Annotated in this window: 11 protein-coding genes; 6 read left to right on the top strand and 5 right to left on the bottom strand. The window is 61.1% G+C overall.

The genetic code is table 11. From position 1 onward, the window contains the following. Positions 1–3 precede the first annotated feature (3 nt). From Thiowin_RS09940 to Thiowin_RS09930, 3 genes are all read left to right on the top strand, one after another. Positions 4–1,263: an ABC transporter permease gene (locus Thiowin_RS09940; protein ID WP_328987570.1), complete on the top strand. Its 1,260-nt coding sequence runs from the start codon at positions 4–6 to the stop codon at positions 1,261–1,263. A 338-nt stretch (positions 1,264–1,601) separates the two neighbouring features. Further along, positions 1,602–3,656 (top strand): PAS domain S-box protein, encoded by a 2,055-nt coding sequence (locus Thiowin_RS09935; RefSeq protein WP_328987569.1) that lies wholly within the window; start codon positions 1,602–1,604, stop codon positions 3,654–3,656. Between the two features lie 84 nt (positions 3,657–3,740). Beyond that, the gene (locus Thiowin_RS09930; protein ID WP_328987568.1) at positions 3,741–5,396 is read left to right on the top strand and encodes a methyl-accepting chemotaxis protein; all 1,656 of its coding nucleotides are present in this window, start codon (positions 3,741–3,743) and stop codon (positions 5,394–5,396) included. 250 nt (positions 5,397–5,646) lie between these two features. On the opposite strand, the gene Thiowin_RS09925 is transcribed toward Thiowin_RS09930, so the two are convergent. Then, entirely contained in the window at positions 5,647–6,228 is a 582-nt protein-coding gene (locus tag Thiowin_RS09925) for a hypothetical protein (RefSeq protein WP_328987567.1), read from the bottom strand. Between the two features lie 259 nt (positions 6,229–6,487). On the opposite strand from Thiowin_RS09925, the gene Thiowin_RS09920 reads away from it, so the two are divergent. Both Thiowin_RS09920 and Thiowin_RS09915 read left to right on the top strand, forming a co-directional pair. Then, entirely contained in the window at positions 6,488–8,392 is a 1,905-nt protein-coding gene (locus Thiowin_RS09920) for a cation:proton antiporter (RefSeq protein WP_328987566.1), read from the top strand. 253 nt (positions 8,393–8,645) lie between these two features. After that, positions 8,646–10,142, top strand: a complete 1,497-nt coding sequence (locus tag Thiowin_RS09915) for a hypothetical protein (protein ID WP_328987565.1) — start codon at positions 8,646–8,648, stop codon at positions 10,140–10,142. A gap of 78 nt (positions 10,143–10,220) precedes the next feature. Here the strand turns inward: Thiowin_RS09915 and dmeF are convergent, their stop codons facing one another. Then, complete coding sequence (gene dmeF / locus Thiowin_RS09910) at positions 10,221–11,168, bottom strand: CDF family Co(II)/Ni(II) efflux transporter DmeF (protein WP_328987564.1); 948 nt, start codon at positions 11,166–11,168, stop codon at positions 10,221–10,223. Between the two features lie 17 nt (positions 11,169–11,185). Here dmeF and Thiowin_RS09905 point away from each other — a divergent pair, with 17 nt between their 5' ends. Next, entirely contained in the window at positions 11,186–11,491 is a 306-nt protein-coding gene (locus tag Thiowin_RS09905; RefSeq protein WP_456243450.1) for a metal/formaldehyde-sensitive transcriptional repressor, read from the top strand. A gap of 618 nt (positions 11,492–12,109) precedes the next feature. On the opposite strand, the gene Thiowin_RS09900 is transcribed toward Thiowin_RS09905, so the two are convergent. The 3 genes from Thiowin_RS09900 to arsJ all read right to left on the bottom strand — a co-directional run bounded on the left by Thiowin_RS09900 (position 12,110) and on the right by arsJ (position 14,919). After that, positions 12,110–12,355, bottom strand: coding sequence for a DUF427 domain-containing protein (locus Thiowin_RS09900; protein ID WP_408034209.1), 246 nt, complete (start codon positions 12,353–12,355; stop codon positions 12,110–12,112). 256 nt (positions 12,356–12,611) lie between these two features. Continuing rightward, complete coding sequence (locus Thiowin_RS09895) at positions 12,612–13,577, bottom strand: permease (protein WP_328987562.1); 966 nt, start codon at positions 13,575–13,577, stop codon at positions 12,612–12,614. Continuing rightward, positions 13,570–14,919 carry an organoarsenical effux MFS transporter ArsJ gene (gene arsJ / locus Thiowin_RS09890; RefSeq protein ID WP_328987561.1) on the bottom strand — a complete coding sequence of 450 codons (1,350 nt, stop codon included), beginning with the start codon at positions 14,917–14,919 and terminating at the stop codon, positions 13,570–13,572. The genes Thiowin_RS09895 and arsJ overlap by 8 nt, the downstream gene beginning before the upstream one ends. Between the last annotated feature and the right edge of the window lie 22 nt (positions 14,920–14,941).

The following is a 14,941-nucleotide window of genomic DNA, read 5'->3' as shown; positions in this document are numbered from 1 at the left end:
GTCATGGCCATCCTGTCCCTAGCATGGAAAAGTCTGTGGAATCGGCGCTTCACCGCGCTGCTGACGCTCTTGTCCATCGCGCTCAGCGTCGCCCTGCTGCTGGGTGTCGAGCGTCTGCGCCAGGAAGCACGCGCGAGCTTTGCCAACACCCTGACCGGCACCGATCTGATCGTCGGCGCGCGCGGCGGGCCAGTGCAGTTGCTGCTCTATGCCGTGTTTCGCCTGGGCGACGCCACCAACAATATCTCCTGGCAGAGCTATCAAGACATTGCCCGCCTGCCCCGGGTGGCTTGGACGGTGCCGCTGTCGTTGGGCGATTCGCATCGCGGTTATCGGGTGGTGGGCACGAACCAGGACTATTTTCGCCATTATCAGTATGGGCGCGAGCAGCGACTGGCGTTGGCCAAGGGCGCGGTATTCGCGGATCTCTACGAGGCCGTGCTCGGCGCCGAGGTGGCGGCCAAGCTGGGCTATCGCCTGGAGGACGGGATCATCCTCGCCCATGGCGCTGGGGATATCAGCTTCGCCCGTCATGATGACAAGCCGTTTCGCGTCGCCGGCATTCTCAAGCCCACCGGCACCCCGGTGGACCGGACGGTGCATGTGAGTCTGCAAGCCATCGAGGCCATTCATGTCGACTGGCAGTCCGGCGCGCCAGTGCCCGGCCGGCAAGTCTCGGCGGAACAGACCCGGAACCTGGATCTCACCCCTAAGGCCATCACCGCCGCGCTGGTCGGGCTGGACGCCAAGATCGCCACCTTTCAAGTCCAGCGGGCGATCAACAACTACCCCGAGGAACCCCTGCTGGCCATTCTTCCCGGCGTCGCGCTGAGTCAGTTGTGGGATCTGATCGGCATCGCCGAAAACGCCCTGCTGGTGGTCTCGGCCTTCGTGGTGCTGGTGGGGCTGATCGGCATGCTCACTGCCCTGCTGACCAGCCTCAACGCGCGCCGGCGCGAAATGGCCATCCTGCGCTCGGTCGGCGCCCGCCCAGCGCATGTGTTTGCGCTGGTCATGGGCGAGGCGGCTGTGCTCATGCTGCTCGGCATCGCCGCCGGCTTGGGGCTACTCCATGCCCTGTTGCTGATCGCCCAACCGCTGTTGCAAAACACCTTTGGGCTGGTCATCACCCTGGGCGCCCCCAGCCTGGGAGAATGGCAACTGCTCGCCGCCCTGGTGCTGGCCGGCGGCCTGGTCGGCAGCCTGCCCGCCTATCTGGCCTACCGTCACGCCTTGGTTGATGGTTTATCGATGCGGTTATGAGGATGGCATGGATTCCTCATGGCTCCCAGGCTCCAGCGTCCCATGGTGATTCGGGCCGCTGGAGCGGCCGCTCTGCATTCCCACGCTGGAGCGTGAGAACGAGTGAGTGAAGATCGACAACAACCGAAGGATCAACAGAGGGGTTCCTTCGCTGCCTCTATGGATTCGATAATCGGTTGCAATCAGGAAGCTCCGAGGATAACCTGCCCAAGTTGACCTATGCTTATTCAATGGCAGAGGCAAGGACGTAACAGGTCACCGATGTTGGATGTTCCCGTGACAAAGCGATAGAACTCGCCACACACACCAGCTTGGCATTCATTATCGGAGCCCATCCAATGTCGAACAGTGATTTTCCACCTCCAGGCACGATTCCCGGCACCAGTGACCACCAAAGCCATGTCAAGAATCCACACGAGCCCCAACAGAAGCTTGTCGCGGAGCTGGATTGGCTACGCCGACGCAATGCCGCACTTGAGTCTTGCAGCCGTTGGTCCCAGACCGAGGACTTTTTGTGGTGCGACGCGCTGGCCCAGATCACCATGGATGCCATGGCCGTGGTGGACACAAGCTACACCTACCAGATCGCCAACCTCACCTGCGAGCGCTTCTGGGGCGCGTCTTCCGGACAGCTGGTTGGCCGATCCATGGGCGAACTCTTTGGAGAGGACGTCTTTTCCGCGCTGATCAAGACCCAGATCGACCGCTGCCTGGCCGGGGAAATCGTCAGGTTTTCCAGCTGGTTCGAGTTTCCCGCCCTGGGTCGCCGGCACATCGACTCCAACTACTATCCGCTGCGCGATAGATACGGCCAGATCAAGCATGTGGCGACCCAGTGCCGCGATGTCACCGAGCGAATGCTGGCCGATGACAAACTGCGGGAGAGCGAGGCGCGCTATCGCCGCCTTGTTGACAATGCGCCGGACATGATCTACCGCATGTCCTTGCCATCTGGTCAGTATGAATTCGTCAACCCGGCCGCCGAAATTATTATCGGCCACACAACCGATGAGATTCTAGCCTCACCGCTGTTGATCCGGGACATCATTCATCCTGATGATCGGGACTATTTTGAACAGGAATGGTCCAAGCTTCTTCAGGGCCAGGTAGAGCCCAAGTATGAGTACCGAATACTGACCAAGTCCGGCCAACAGCGGTGGCTCTCCCAGCATAACGTTCTGATCCAAGACGCTGATGGTCGATGCGTCGCCATCGAGGGTATCGTCAGCGATATCACTTCGCGCAAAATGGCCGAGCAGGCCCACAGGGAAAGCAATGCGTGTTTCTCCCAGATTTTCCACAAGAGCGGTGTCGCCACCGCCACCATCAGCCCGGACGCCCACTTTCTAAAGGTCAATCACAAGGTCTGCGAACTCACCGGATACAGCCGGCAAGAACTCCTGCGCATGACCTGCGAGGACATCACCCACCACCAAGACCGCGAGAAGACCAGGCGGCGCTATCGTCAATACCTCAAGGAGAATGAAGACGGCTACGAGCTGCAGAAACGCTACCAGTGCAAGGACGGCCAGATCCGCTGGGGATTTCTGACCATCTCGGCAATCCGCGAGCCATCTGGCAGGCTTCTCTACTCGGTGATCCAGATCCTGGATCTCACACCGCTCAAGCAGGCCCACTTGGAATTGCTCCAGGCCAAGGAGCAGGCCGAAGCCGCCAACCAGGCCAAGTCCGAGTTTCTCGCCAACATGAGCCATGAGCTTCGCACCCCGCTGAACGGCGTCCAGGGCGCGCTCCAACTGCTGAGCACCTCGGAACTAGCCCAGCATGAGGTAGCCGAATGCGCCGAACTGGCGATGGCGTCCTCCCAACGGCTGCTCGGGGTAATCGACGATGTCCTCAGCTTCTCGATGATCGAAGCCGGCAAGGTGACCATAGAGAAGGCTGCTTTTGACCTTTATTCCCAGCTAGGATCCGTTATCGAGACCTTCGCCCACCAAGCCGCATCCAAGGGGCTCGCTCTGCATTCCAGCATCGAGCCCAGCATTCCGCGCACCTTAATCGGCGACGCGGCGCGACTGCGCCAAGCCCTGTTTAATTTGGTCGGCAATGCCGTCAAGTTCACCGAGCAGGGGGAGGTCCGGGTCGATGTTCGCGCTCTGGAGCCAATCGATAACGAACGAATCCGCCTGGAAATCATGGTCACCGACACCGGCATTGGCATCCCCGAGGACATGCTCCAATACCTGTTTGAGCCCTTCACGCAGCTTGATGGCTCCACCAAGCGTCGCTTCCAGGGCACCGGCCTGGGCCTATCCATTGTTAAACGACTAGCCGATATGATGGACGGATATGTGGACATCGAAAGCAAACCGGGAAAGGGAACCAAGGTCCACTTCAACATCGCGGTGGGCATCGCGCCAGCACGGCCCTGACCGACAGGCAATCCCTGATAATGGGAGACCAGCGTTCCAGGCTTGAGTCAGCTGTCTTCCATCTCACCGAGGAGAGACAAACGCATGTGGAATAACCTGACCATTCGCGCCAGACTCATCGGCATTATCGTTCTGCTTCTGATGCTCATTGGCATCGCCGCTCTACTAATCTCCAGCCAGGGCGCCCGTCGCATGGGGCATGCCTTGGTGGACCATACCCTGAAAATGAAGATTGAGGGAGACATCTGGTCCGCCAGCAACACTGTCGCCGATGAATGGGGCACTCTGCAACTAGTGGACGGCAAACTGGTCGATGCCGAGGGCCGGCCAATCAATGATCGATTCGAGGTCGTGGACAAGCTCAACCGGGAACTCGGCGTGCTGGCGACCGTTTTTGTGCGCGATGGCCGCGATTTCACCCGGGTCACCACCAATATCCTTTTGCCCAATGGGCGTCGTGCCGTGGGCACCCAACTCGGACAGGACAGTTCTGCCTTTGCCCCCGTCTCGTCTGGGCAACGCTATATCGGTGAAGCGAACATCCTCGGGATATCGCATCTCACCGTCTATGAGCCAATCAAGAGCGCCTCCAATCAGGTCATTGGCATCCTATTCCTTGGCATTCCGCGCCAGGTAATCGATGGCATCGTCGGCCAAGGCGTCAATCAGATGTTAACCACCTTGGTCATCAGTATCCTGGTGCTGATCGCGGTCGGGGTAGGCGTCGCGGTCTGGCTGGCCCGAATCATCGTCAAGCCGATCACTCTGCTGTCGGAAGCCTTGCACGAGATTGCCGCCGGCGAGGGTGATCTGACCCGACAACTCGAGGTGCGGGGTCGCAATGAACTCGCCACCCTGGCCGCGGCATTCAATACCTTTGTCGGCAATAACCGCGAACTCATTCGCCAGGTCGGCGCCGCGTCCGGTCAACTCGCGACGGCCGCGACGCAGCTGTCCAGCACCACGGAAGAAACTCGTGAGCAGGTGCGCCGCGAACATTCCGAAACTGATCAAGTCGCCACCGCCATGAACCAAATGGCCGCGACCGTGCAGGAGATCGCTCGCAATGCGTCTGAAGCGGCGCGCGCGGCCGTCACCACCCATGGGGAAGCGACCACGGGCGAGACAGTGGTGCGGAACACCATCCGTACCATCGATGCCCTGGCGCAGGAAGTGCACAATGCCTCTCAGGTGATGACAGAACTGCACGGAGACAGTGAAAACATCGGCAAGGTGCTGGACGTCATTCGCGGCATTGCCGAACAAACCAACCTGCTGGCCCTGAATGCCGCCATCGAGGCCGCCCGCGCCGGCGATCAGGGCCGCGGCTTTGCCGTGGTCGCGGATGAAGTGCGTACCCTGGCCGGCCGTACACAGTCTTCCACCACCGAGATACAGGCCACCATCGAACGCTTGCAAAGCGGAACATCCAGCGCCGTGAAGGTGATGGAAAAAGGGCGCGGCAAGGCTGGGCTAAGTATGGCTCAGGCGATCAAGGCCGGCGAGTCGCTCCAGGCCATCAGCAACGCCATCAATAATATCAGCGACATGAATGCCCAGATCGCCAGTGCCGCCGAGCAGCAGTCCGCCGTGACCGAGGAAATCAACCAAAACATTAGCAATATCGCGCTGGCCGTGGAGCAGACCGCGTCCGGATCCCATCAGATTGCAACAGCCAGCGATGAACTCTCCAGGCTGGCGGCGGAACTGCAAAACCTGGTTGGTCGGTTCAAGGTCTGAAGCACCGGGTCTGCTCACCGGGCCAGATGCCATCAAGGAGGCTGATCCGGCCTCTGGCCCGCTCCCGCCCGCCGCGTGCGTTAAGTCGTCAGTCCCCAGAGATTGGGATTGGGGTTGAGCCGAACCCGCACCCAGGGACAGATCCACGAGTGCCCAGCGAATGCAGCTGCGTGCCGAGGTGATTCGGGCCGCCGAAGCGGCCGCCCTACATTCACACGCTGGAGCGTGGGAACGAGTCAAGCTGGGTAGGCTATTGACCGTAAAGCTTTGAGATCAGAAGCTCGGCAAGCTTAATATTGGTTTCTTTGGGGTCGAGCTCCGGGAATACCTCGGGAACCCAAGAAATCATGAAGAAATGATCACCCTTGCGAATGAGCATTCGAGTCTCGGTTTTGTCTCCTAACTTGGCGTTGCCCATCAAAGCAACATCCCATCTCGGGCCTTCGATCTCGGTTGCATCGGTAATAAAGCCGACAGCTCTCTCGTATGCTTCCTGGCCGTCGGAAACATTGGCTTCAAAACGCACTTTGCTATAGGGGACGCCACCCAGGTTGTAGCTGCCAATGGGTCTTCCTTTAGACTTACTGCTGGCGGCTTCAGGAAAAACGGCAAAGCCGGTTGTTTTCATGACCGCTTCGACATCCTCCGCGGAGATGGCGTCGTCGATTGCCCATCCGTCGGGAAGAAGAATGCCGCTGTTGGACTCAGAAGCTGCCTTCCCCCCGTGCTCCGCAGAATCATTGGCGGCTGTCGTTATCGGTGCGCTTTCACCTCCGCCAGCACCGAAAGCAAAAACCGGGATGATGGCAAGTAGAACAATCAATAGTCTCATGATTTTCCCTCTTTTTCGTGATCACGCATGGCAGTGGTACTTCAGCCGCGTACAGGATACAAAAAACCCAAGGCTTGTAAAGCTTGAAAGCACAACAATTCCAAATATCGTTTTCCAGCGCCCGTTTATTGGCCCGGTTCTCAGTAGACCAGATGAAACACCCAAATTTGGAATTGCTGTGGTGTTGGCTGCCGCTTGCCGATCCGGGTACGCACACTCGATACTATAGGCTGCATCGTCACCCCAAAGGCACCTGTGCATGTCACAACCCACCGCTGGTCTGCTGGTTGGCGTCGGCGCCCTCTCGCTCGCCGCGCAGTGGTTGGCCTGGCAGGTACGCCTGCCGGCGATTGTTTTTTTGCTGCTCGCCGGTATCCTGGTCGGTCCGCTGACCGGCTGGCTGAATCCCGATGCCCTGTTCGGCGAACTGCTGTTTCCCATCATTTCCCTGGCGGTGGCGGTCATTCTGTTCGAGGGCGGCCTGACCCTGCGCCTGCACGAGCTGCGCGGACTCAAAGCGCCGGTGCGACGCCTGCTGACGCTGGGGGTGCTGATCACCTGGGCCAGCACCACAGCGCTGACCTGGCAGTTTACTGATTTATCACCGCCGATCGCGGTGCTCTTTGGCGCCATCACCGTGGTGACCGGCCCGACGGTGATCGGCCCCCTGCTGCGCACGGTGCGCCCGACCCAGCGGGTTGCTCGGGTGCTGCGCTGGGAGGGCACTGTCATCGACCCCATCGGCGCGCTCATGGCAGTGCTGGTGTTCGAGTTTCTACTCAAGGCCGGGGATGCCGGCAGCATCGGCGCCTCGCTGCTGACCTTCGCGCTGCTGCTGGTCGAGGGGGTGGCCATCGGCGCCCTGGCCGGCTGGCTGACCGGGCTGGTACTGCGCAATTATTGGCTGCCGGCCTATCTGCACAGTCTCGGCGCCCTGGTGGCGGCGATCACGGTGTTCTATCTGGCCAACCAGTTACACAGCGAGTCCGGCCTGCTGGCGGTGACGGTGATGGGGATCTGGCTGGCGAACATGCCCCGGGTGCCCCTGGATGACATTCTGCCGTTTAAGGAAACCCTGAGTCTGATGCTGATCTCCGGGCTATTCGTGCTGCTGGCCGCGCGCCTGGAACCCGCGGCCATTCTGGCGCTTGGCTGGGGGGTGGTGTTCTTGCTGCTGGGCATGCAGTTGCTTGGCCGACCGCTGGCGGTGCTGGTCAGCACCCTGGGCAGCTCCCTGAGCTGGCGCGAACGTGGCCTGCTGGCCTGGATCGCGCCGCGCGGGATTGTCGCCGCCGCGGTCTCGGCGCTGTTCGCGCTGCGTCTGGAGGAGGCCGGCCATGCCGGCGCCGAGGCGCTGGTGCCCCTGACCTTTCTGGTGATTATGTTCACCGTGATTGTGCAGAGCCTGACCGCCAAGCCGCTGGCCAAGTATCTACAGGTGCGCGAGCCGCCACCACGCGGGGTGTTGATCGTCGGCGCCAATCCGGTCGCGCGCGCCATTGGCGCGGCGCTCCAGCGCTTGGAAATCCCGGTGATGCTGGCCGATCCCAATTGGGATCACGTCGCCGAAGCGCGGCTGCGTGGCCTGCCGAGCTATTACGGCAATCCGACCTCGGAACATGCCGAACTGCACCTGGAACTCACCGGGCTGGGGCAACTGTTCGCGCTCTCCCCACGCACCGATCTCAACACCCTGGTCAGCCTAGAGCTGGGCAAGGTCTTCGGGCGCAACAAGGTCTATCGGCTGCCGCCGGGCGAGCGTGATCCGCGCCTGCCAGCGGAGATCCGCCGCCGCCACCGCCAGGACAACACCCTGTTCGGCCCCCAGGCGACCTACGCCAAGATCGCCAGTCTGCTGGCGCGCGGCGCCGAGATCCGCATCACCCGCCTGAGCGAGGAATTTGATTGGGAAGACTATCGTGCCCAGCATGGCACGCGGCTGATCGCGCTCTTTGCGCTGGATACCCAGGGTCACATCCGCCCCTTCGACGGCGGCGGTCAACTCAGGCCGGCTTCAGGCTGGAAGATCGTTGGGCTCATCGGCCCGGAGCCGGATGCGGATGCGGATGCGGATGCGGATGCGGATGCGGATGCGGATGCGGATGCGGATGCGGATGCGGATGCGGATGCGGATGCGGATGCCGACATCAAACCACAACTGTAAAATCAACGCCGTCATAGTGTTCGTCGGAGTCGAAGATGCTCCACGACACAGGCATCGACGCCTTCATCGCCCGCCGGGGCGGCGGTATCAGCCACGGCTGCAACGAGCGCGCCAACCTACGTTCGGCGGGAGGGGGCCGCGGATGGCTGGCTTCACCGCCTTGAGTTCCAGTCAACTTGGTTTATCATTTCGATACTCGATCTCCGCTTTGTTACCTTGGCTTCCTTTGTAACTTGCACTAAAACAACCCGTCATGGCCGACATACCGCACAAGGTCATACTCTCTGGCATCAAACCCGGCCAGGATCCGGCCGCGGTGCGCGAGCGCCTCGCCGCCATCTTTCGTCAGGATCCGGCCCGGGTGCGACAACTCTTGGATTCCGCGCCCGTCACCCTGAGCAAGGACAGCAGCGCTGCCAAGGCGCGCAAACTGCGCGATGCCATTCGCGCCGCCGGCGCCGTCTGTCGCACCGAGCCACCCCTGCCGAACTCGCCCGCGCCCAATACACCCCCACCCCCTGAGCGCCCGATTCTCAAGCGCTGTCCGAAATGCGGCTACGCGGCCACCCATGAGGATGATCCGCTGCTAACCGGCTTCGAGGGTCAGGGGGAATGCCCCAAATGCGGCGTCATCCCAACCAAATTCGCGGCCGCCGCCCAGGCAATGCCGCGCTTGGAACTGCCAACGCAACAGGGACCACTGGCGCCCCTGACCCAGCAACCAGGGCGAACCGGGCGTCGTCAGCCGGATTGGCGTGGCGCCCGACTCGCCTTCTTCACGCTTCTGATCGTCGGCTTACCGGGGCTGGCAATCTGGCAGATGCTCGCGTTTCTCAACAACCAAACACCCGCTCCCAGCGTGGATAGCGCATCGCCCGGTTTCGAACATCCGCGAGCAACACAAGCCACGACCGCGGCCAATACATCGCAAACCGAGGTCGAGGCAATCCACCAGCGCATCCAAGATGACGGACGCGCCAAATTCGCCTTGGCACCAGGGCAAACTGGCCAATTCGTTCTCAAGACCTGGTTACCGCTGATGCACAGCGAGGAGTTTCTGCCGCTCAGTTTCACGCCAGACAGCTATGAAGCCATGGTGGTGGCAATAAGCGACGACGCGGATGTTCCCGAGGATGAGCAGCTAAGAGCGGCTTGGCAAAGGCTTGGCATCAAACCGGCTGACATGCCCGCTCGGGTTGAGATCCAAAACGTGCGGATCGAGATCGCCTCCGAGCGCATCCCCCTGCGCGAGCGTTTGGTCAGTGTCGATGCCGGCTGGAAACTCGATGGAATGTCGCCCTATTGGGGCGTGAGACCAGTCAGCAATCACCCCAAGCCAAGCGCCCTTCTCAGCGTCAACCGCCCGTTCGATCTCATCGAAACAATCCGGCACAGCGCCGCCGAACCTGTCGACAGCAACCTCACTATGCGTCAGCGCCATTATCTGTTCTATGGCGTCTCGCTTCATTTCTCCCTGAGGGCGCCGGAGAACCCCACCGCCACCGAGGCGATCATCATGGCCGCCGCGCCACGAATCGCCTTCCATGCCGACGGCGATACCAGACGTCTACTCGACAGCGACCTTCCTATCCAAGGCGGGCTGCTGCGATCAGCCGATAATCGTTGGATGCTTGGGTTATTGCCCATGAGCGTGCTACGCCTGACGCATGCCAAGGATACCGATACTTGGCAACTGCGCCTTGATGACAAAATCACCAACGAGCAATGGCGACTGGAAACCACGCCCTGACCGCTCGCGCGCCGAGCCAGTCACCGCCAGCGGCCGCCGCGGCAATCCGCTTGATAGCATGGCAAGGAGGGTCTGGAGTCAGGTCGTCGGTGCGATGCGGCGACGATGGATTTCGACGGTCAGGTGAACCAATTCCTCGTGAACGCTCAGGGCTTGGCGCACCGCGTCCGATTCGAGCGGTTCGCTCACCACCAATGACAGGATGCAGGCATAGTGACCCTTGCCGACTCGCCACAGATGCAAATCGGCTATATCGGCCACGACGGGCAGCCCGGCCACCAGATCGTGGATCTCAGTGACCAGTGGTCGATCCATCTCCGCATCCAGCAACACCCGGCTGCTGTCGCGCAGCAGCCCGTAGGCCCAGGTCGCCACCAGGGTGGCGCCGATCAGACCCATGACCGGATCGAGCCAGACCGCGCCCCACAGCTTCCCGCCGAAGAGCGCGACGATGGCGAACAGCGAGGTCGCGGCGTCCGCCAGAACATGCAGATAGGCCCCACGCAGATTTAGATCCTGATGGTGGTGGTCTCCATCGTGAGGATGGTGGTGATGATGCGCATGGCCGTGGCCGTCTTTCAGCAGCCAGGCGCAGACTAGGTTCACCAGCAGACCCATCACGGCGATGGCAATCGCCTGGTCGAAGTGAATAGGTGTCGGCGCAAGCAGCCGCTCAAAGGACTGAAACACCATGAGTCCGGCCACACCGACCAAAAAGACGGCGCTGGTGTAGCTTGCCAGCACTTCAATCTTCCAGGTGCCGAAGGCGAAGCGCGGGTCATTGGCGTAGCGGCGCGCGGCGGTGTATGCCAGCACGGCAAGCCCAAGTGCCAAGGCATGGGAGCTCATGTGCCAGCCATCGGCGAGCAGCGCCATGGAGTTAAAGATCCAGCCCCCGGCGATCTCCGCCACCATCATGGTCGCTGTCAGCCACACCACCCAGCGAGTGTTGCGCTCGGCGAGCGGATTGCCCGGATCGAAGACATGGCTGTGTTGCCAATTCTCAAGCGCGTCCGCGTCTTGCATCACTGGGCACCTGCAAAATGGATCAAAACCAGATACCCTACCCCGGTATCGCCCACACAATCAAGGACAAAAAAGCCCTGCTCGCGCGTGTGCGACGGATTCAAGGCCAGGTCGCTGCCTTGGAACGCGCGCTTGAGCAGGACAGCGATTGCTCGGCGGTGCTGCAGCAAATCGCCGCGATTCGCGGTGCGGTCAACGGCCTGATGGCACAGGTGCTGGAAGGCCATCTGCGCGAGCACCTAGGGACGGAGGACCAAACACCCGAGGAGAGGCGCGATAACCTCAAACAGGTGCTGAGCGTCCTGCGCTCCTATCTCAAATGAGCTTGTGAGTCGCTCCGTCGGAAGATCGCCGTCAAAGCTTCTGCGCTTATCATCGAGTTCATCACGGGTGCGCCGAAAGCGCAGATGCGCGATGTCCGGCGGAGAGAACATCGCCCAGTTCCATTCCAGGTAGACGCGGATCTTGCGCGCCAGGGTCGGAATATAGAGCAGATAGAACCCAGCAATCTGGCAGCGCTCTGCAACGCGGAACTGAATGTCCTTAATGACCTGTGGACAGGCGTCGGCATCGACCCAGAAATGGCCGCGAAGAAGGCGTCGAGATCGACATGTAGAATCGGGCGTGAGATTGGGCGTTTGGTCTCTGGTGTATAGCACCGACGGCTGAAGTTCCCTTGCGCTTCGAGCAGCACATTGAGCGGGCGTGAAGTCTTCCAACTGGCATGCCAGGCATTTCATGGGCTTGCCCCGCCTGGGTCGACTGGTGAAATCGATGCCGTAAATCTGCATCCTTTGTGTTCTTGATGCCTGAGTGCGGGCAAGCGCGGCTTGGGCATCCCTGCTTCCAGTCAGTCCAATCAGCCCAACCTGTTACCAGTACCCGGTGCCCGGCTCGTCTTTGAACGGCCCGACCTCGTTATCGGTGATCCAGCCGCCACACTAGCCGCTGGCCTGGGGTCGAACGCGCTCGCCGGCGACAAAGCAAGCGAGCCGCGCCGGATAGCAGGAAAAATACCCGGCGATCACGGCCGCTTCGTCCCAAGCGCGCGGATAGCGCCACAGGGTATTGCAGATGAGTCCCTGCGGTCCTCTGACATGTAAATACTCAGCCTCAGCTTTCCATTCGCACAGGGTGCGACGCTCCGAGGGTTCCAGTAACGACGAATCGACTGACTCGGGTGGCAGGTAGACACTCGGCGTGCGTGTATAATCCCAGACCGATGCATGGCCGGATCCTGAGACTTGCGCTATGGGCGGCCCTTCCTGAACGCGATACTCCCAAGCGTTGCTGGCAGCTTATTAACTGTATCACTAAATAGACACAGTGTTATCTACTATGAATATCGGTGATGAGTCCGCGAATCTGGGGCGGACTTTGTTATCAGCAACAGCATGCGGAAGACGCTCGACACATGATCGATGCTCGCCTCTTGAATCCGTTTCAAATGATCGCATTGAAGCCCCATCCAACCAGGGTGAAGGAGATCGCCAGCACCGCGACATAAAGCGCCAGTGCCGGCCAGCGGATGACCTTGCGCAGAATGATCAGCTCCGGCAGCGAGAGCGCGGCGATGCTCATCATCAGCGCCAGCACAGTGCCAATGGCCACACCCTTGCCGAGCAGCGCCTCGGCGACCGGAATCACCCCTGTGGCGTTGGAATAGAGCGGCACGCCCAGGATGACCGCCGCCGGCACGCTGTACCAGGCGGAGGCGTCGAGATGGGTCGCCACCCAGTCCTCGGGCACATAACCGTGAAACAGGGCGCCGACACCAATGCCGAGCAGCACCCATTTCCACAGTCGCCGCAGAATCTCGCGCACCTCGCCCAGCGCATAGCGATGGCGACCGGCAAGCGAGCTGTCCGGTGCTTGAACCTGGGCCTCGCCGACCTGGATCTTCCACACATAGTCTTCCACCCAGCGCTCGGGGCGGAAGCGCTCCATGATCAGCCCGCCGAACCAGGCAACCAATAGCCCGGCGCCGACATAGAGCAGGGTCAGCTTCCAGCCGAGCAGGCCGATCAGAATCACCACCGCGACCTCATTGATCATGGGGCTGGCGATCAGGAAGGAGAAGGTCACGCCCAGCGGAATCCCGGCCTCGACAAAGCCGATGAACAGCGGTACCGAGGAGCAGGAACAAAAGGGCGTGATAGCGCCCAGGCCAATGGCGCTGGCGCGCGCCGCCCACACCGGCTTGCCGCGTACATAGGCGCGCACCTTCTCCGGTGACATGAGCGCGCGCAGCAGGCCCATCAGATAGATGATGACCACCAGCAGCACGAAAATCTTGGCGGTGTCCATCACGAAGAAGTGCACCGCCGCGCCCAGATGTGAATCCGGCGTCAGCCCAAAGAGGTCATAAGCAACCAGATTACCCAGGGTGACAAAAAACCCCTCAGCCATGGGCCGGCGCCTCTTTGGGGTTAGGTTTGGTGGCCGCCACTGCCGGCAGCGGGATGGACAAGAGCAGAGCGGCAAGCACGAAACCCGCCGACCACCACAGACAGCCGACCAGCCCCTGGGTTTGGTAAATCAGTCCCGACAGCACAGTGCCGATCAGCCGCCCGCCGGCATTGGCCATGTAGTAGAAACCGACGTTCATCGAGACTTTCTGGAAATCCGAATAGGCCAGAATCAGATAGGAATGCAGCGCCGAGTTGATGGCGAAGACAATGCCAAACAGCAGCAGGCCGATGATCAGGATATCACCCTGAAGCTGACCTGTGGTGAGGGTGGTGAGCCATGTCAAATCCAGCCCCGAGTTGGCGGTCAAGGACTCAGCCAGCGCCGGGAACCGATCCGGCCCGTACATCATCGCCAACGCCATGCCGGTCGGGATCAGCGCCAGCAGGAAGGCCCAGCCACGCGCCTCAGCGCCACCCGGGCTGGCGCACGTGCGGCGTCCCTGATCATCGCTAGTCACCCGCCCACGTAGCAGTGCCGGGGCGCCGGCCTGCACGAAACCATAGCCAATCACCCATAGCGCCAGGAAGCCGCCAACCTGGGTCGCCGACCAGCCGAGCACTTCATAGAGAAACACCGGCAAGGCGACCACGAACCAGACATCCCGCGCGCCAAAGAGAAAAAAACGCGCGGCTGAGAGCCAGTTGACCGCCGGGGTGTTGGAGAACACCTGGGTGAACTTGGCTTTCTCCTTCAGCTTACCAACGCCCGAGGGCAGCAGCAGGGCGGTGATGATCAACACCATAAACAGCACCCCGGCCATGGCGAAAAGCGCGCCACGAAAGCCGATCCCTTGCAACAGCGCCGCGCCGACGAAGAAGCCTGCGCCCTTGAGCGCATTCTTGGAGCCAGTCAGCACCGCGACGTATTTGAACAGCTTGGACTCGGCCCCCGCGCCCTGACCGGTCAGGCTCTTGACCGAGGCCTTGGCCGACATCTTGTTCAAATCCTTGGCGATGCCCGACAGCGCCTGGGCGGCCATCACATAGACCACCGACAGCCAGGGATCGGGGACGGTGAGCATCAGCAACGCCACCACTTGCAGCGCCATGCCGATGTGCATGGTGAGATTGAGCCCAATGCGCGCCCCCAACCAGCCGCCGACCAGGTTGGTCAGGATGCCGAACACCTCATAGAAGAGGAACAGCATCGCCACCTCGAAGGGCGAATAACCGAGCTGATGGAAATACAACACCACCAGCATACGGATGGCGCCATCGGTGATGGTGAAGGCCCAGTAGCCGGCCGTCACCGTTAGATAATTGCGGGTGGCGCTGTTCATGGCGGCTATTCTTGAATCAAAC

This window comes from Thiorhodovibrio winogradskyi (genome assembly GCF_036208045.1).
Classification (GTDB): Bacteria; Pseudomonadota; Gammaproteobacteria; order Chromatiales; family Chromatiaceae; genus Thiorhodovibrio; species Thiorhodovibrio winogradskyi.
Note: the sequence above shows the minus strand (reverse complement) of the source record. Positions and strands in the feature narration are given on the sequence as shown.

What these genes read in the sequence shown, in the direction of transcription:
- Thiowin_RS09915 (WP_328987565.1), top strand. Translation starts at nt 8,646, where the DNA reads ATGGCCGACATACCGCACAAGGTCATACTCTCTGGCATCAAACCCGGC.
- arsJ (WP_328987561.1), bottom strand. Translation starts at nt 14,919, where the DNA reads ATGAACAGCGCCACCCGCAATTATCTAACGGTGACGGCCGGCTACTGG.
- Thiowin_RS09895 (WP_328987562.1), bottom strand. Translation starts at nt 13,577, where the DNA reads ATGGCTGAGGGGTTTTTTGTCACCCTGGGTAATCTGGTTGCTTATGAC.
- Thiowin_RS09920 (WP_328987566.1), top strand. Translation starts at nt 6,488, where the DNA reads ATGTCACAACCCACCGCTGGTCTGCTGGTTGGCGTCGGCGCCCTCTCG.
- Thiowin_RS09925 (WP_328987567.1), bottom strand. Translation starts at nt 6,228, where the DNA reads ATGAGACTATTGATTGTTCTACTTGCCATCATCCCGGTTTTTGCTTTC.
- Thiowin_RS09935 (WP_328987569.1), top strand. Translation starts at nt 1,602, where the DNA reads ATGTCGAACAGTGATTTTCCACCTCCAGGCACGATTCCCGGCACCAGT.
- Thiowin_RS09930 (WP_328987568.1), top strand. Translation starts at nt 3,741, where the DNA reads ATGTGGAATAACCTGACCATTCGCGCCAGACTCATCGGCATTATCGTT.
- Thiowin_RS09940 (WP_328987570.1), top strand. Translation starts at nt 4, where the DNA reads ATGGCCATCCTGTCCCTAGCATGGAAAAGTCTGTGGAATCGGCGCTTC.
- Thiowin_RS09905 (WP_456243450.1), top strand. Translation starts at nt 11,186, where the DNA reads ATGGATCAAAACCAGATACCCTACCCCGGTATCGCCCACACAATCAAG.
- dmeF (WP_328987564.1), bottom strand. Translation starts at nt 11,168, where the DNA reads ATGCAAGACGCGGACGCGCTTGAGAATTGGCAACACAGCCATGTCTTC.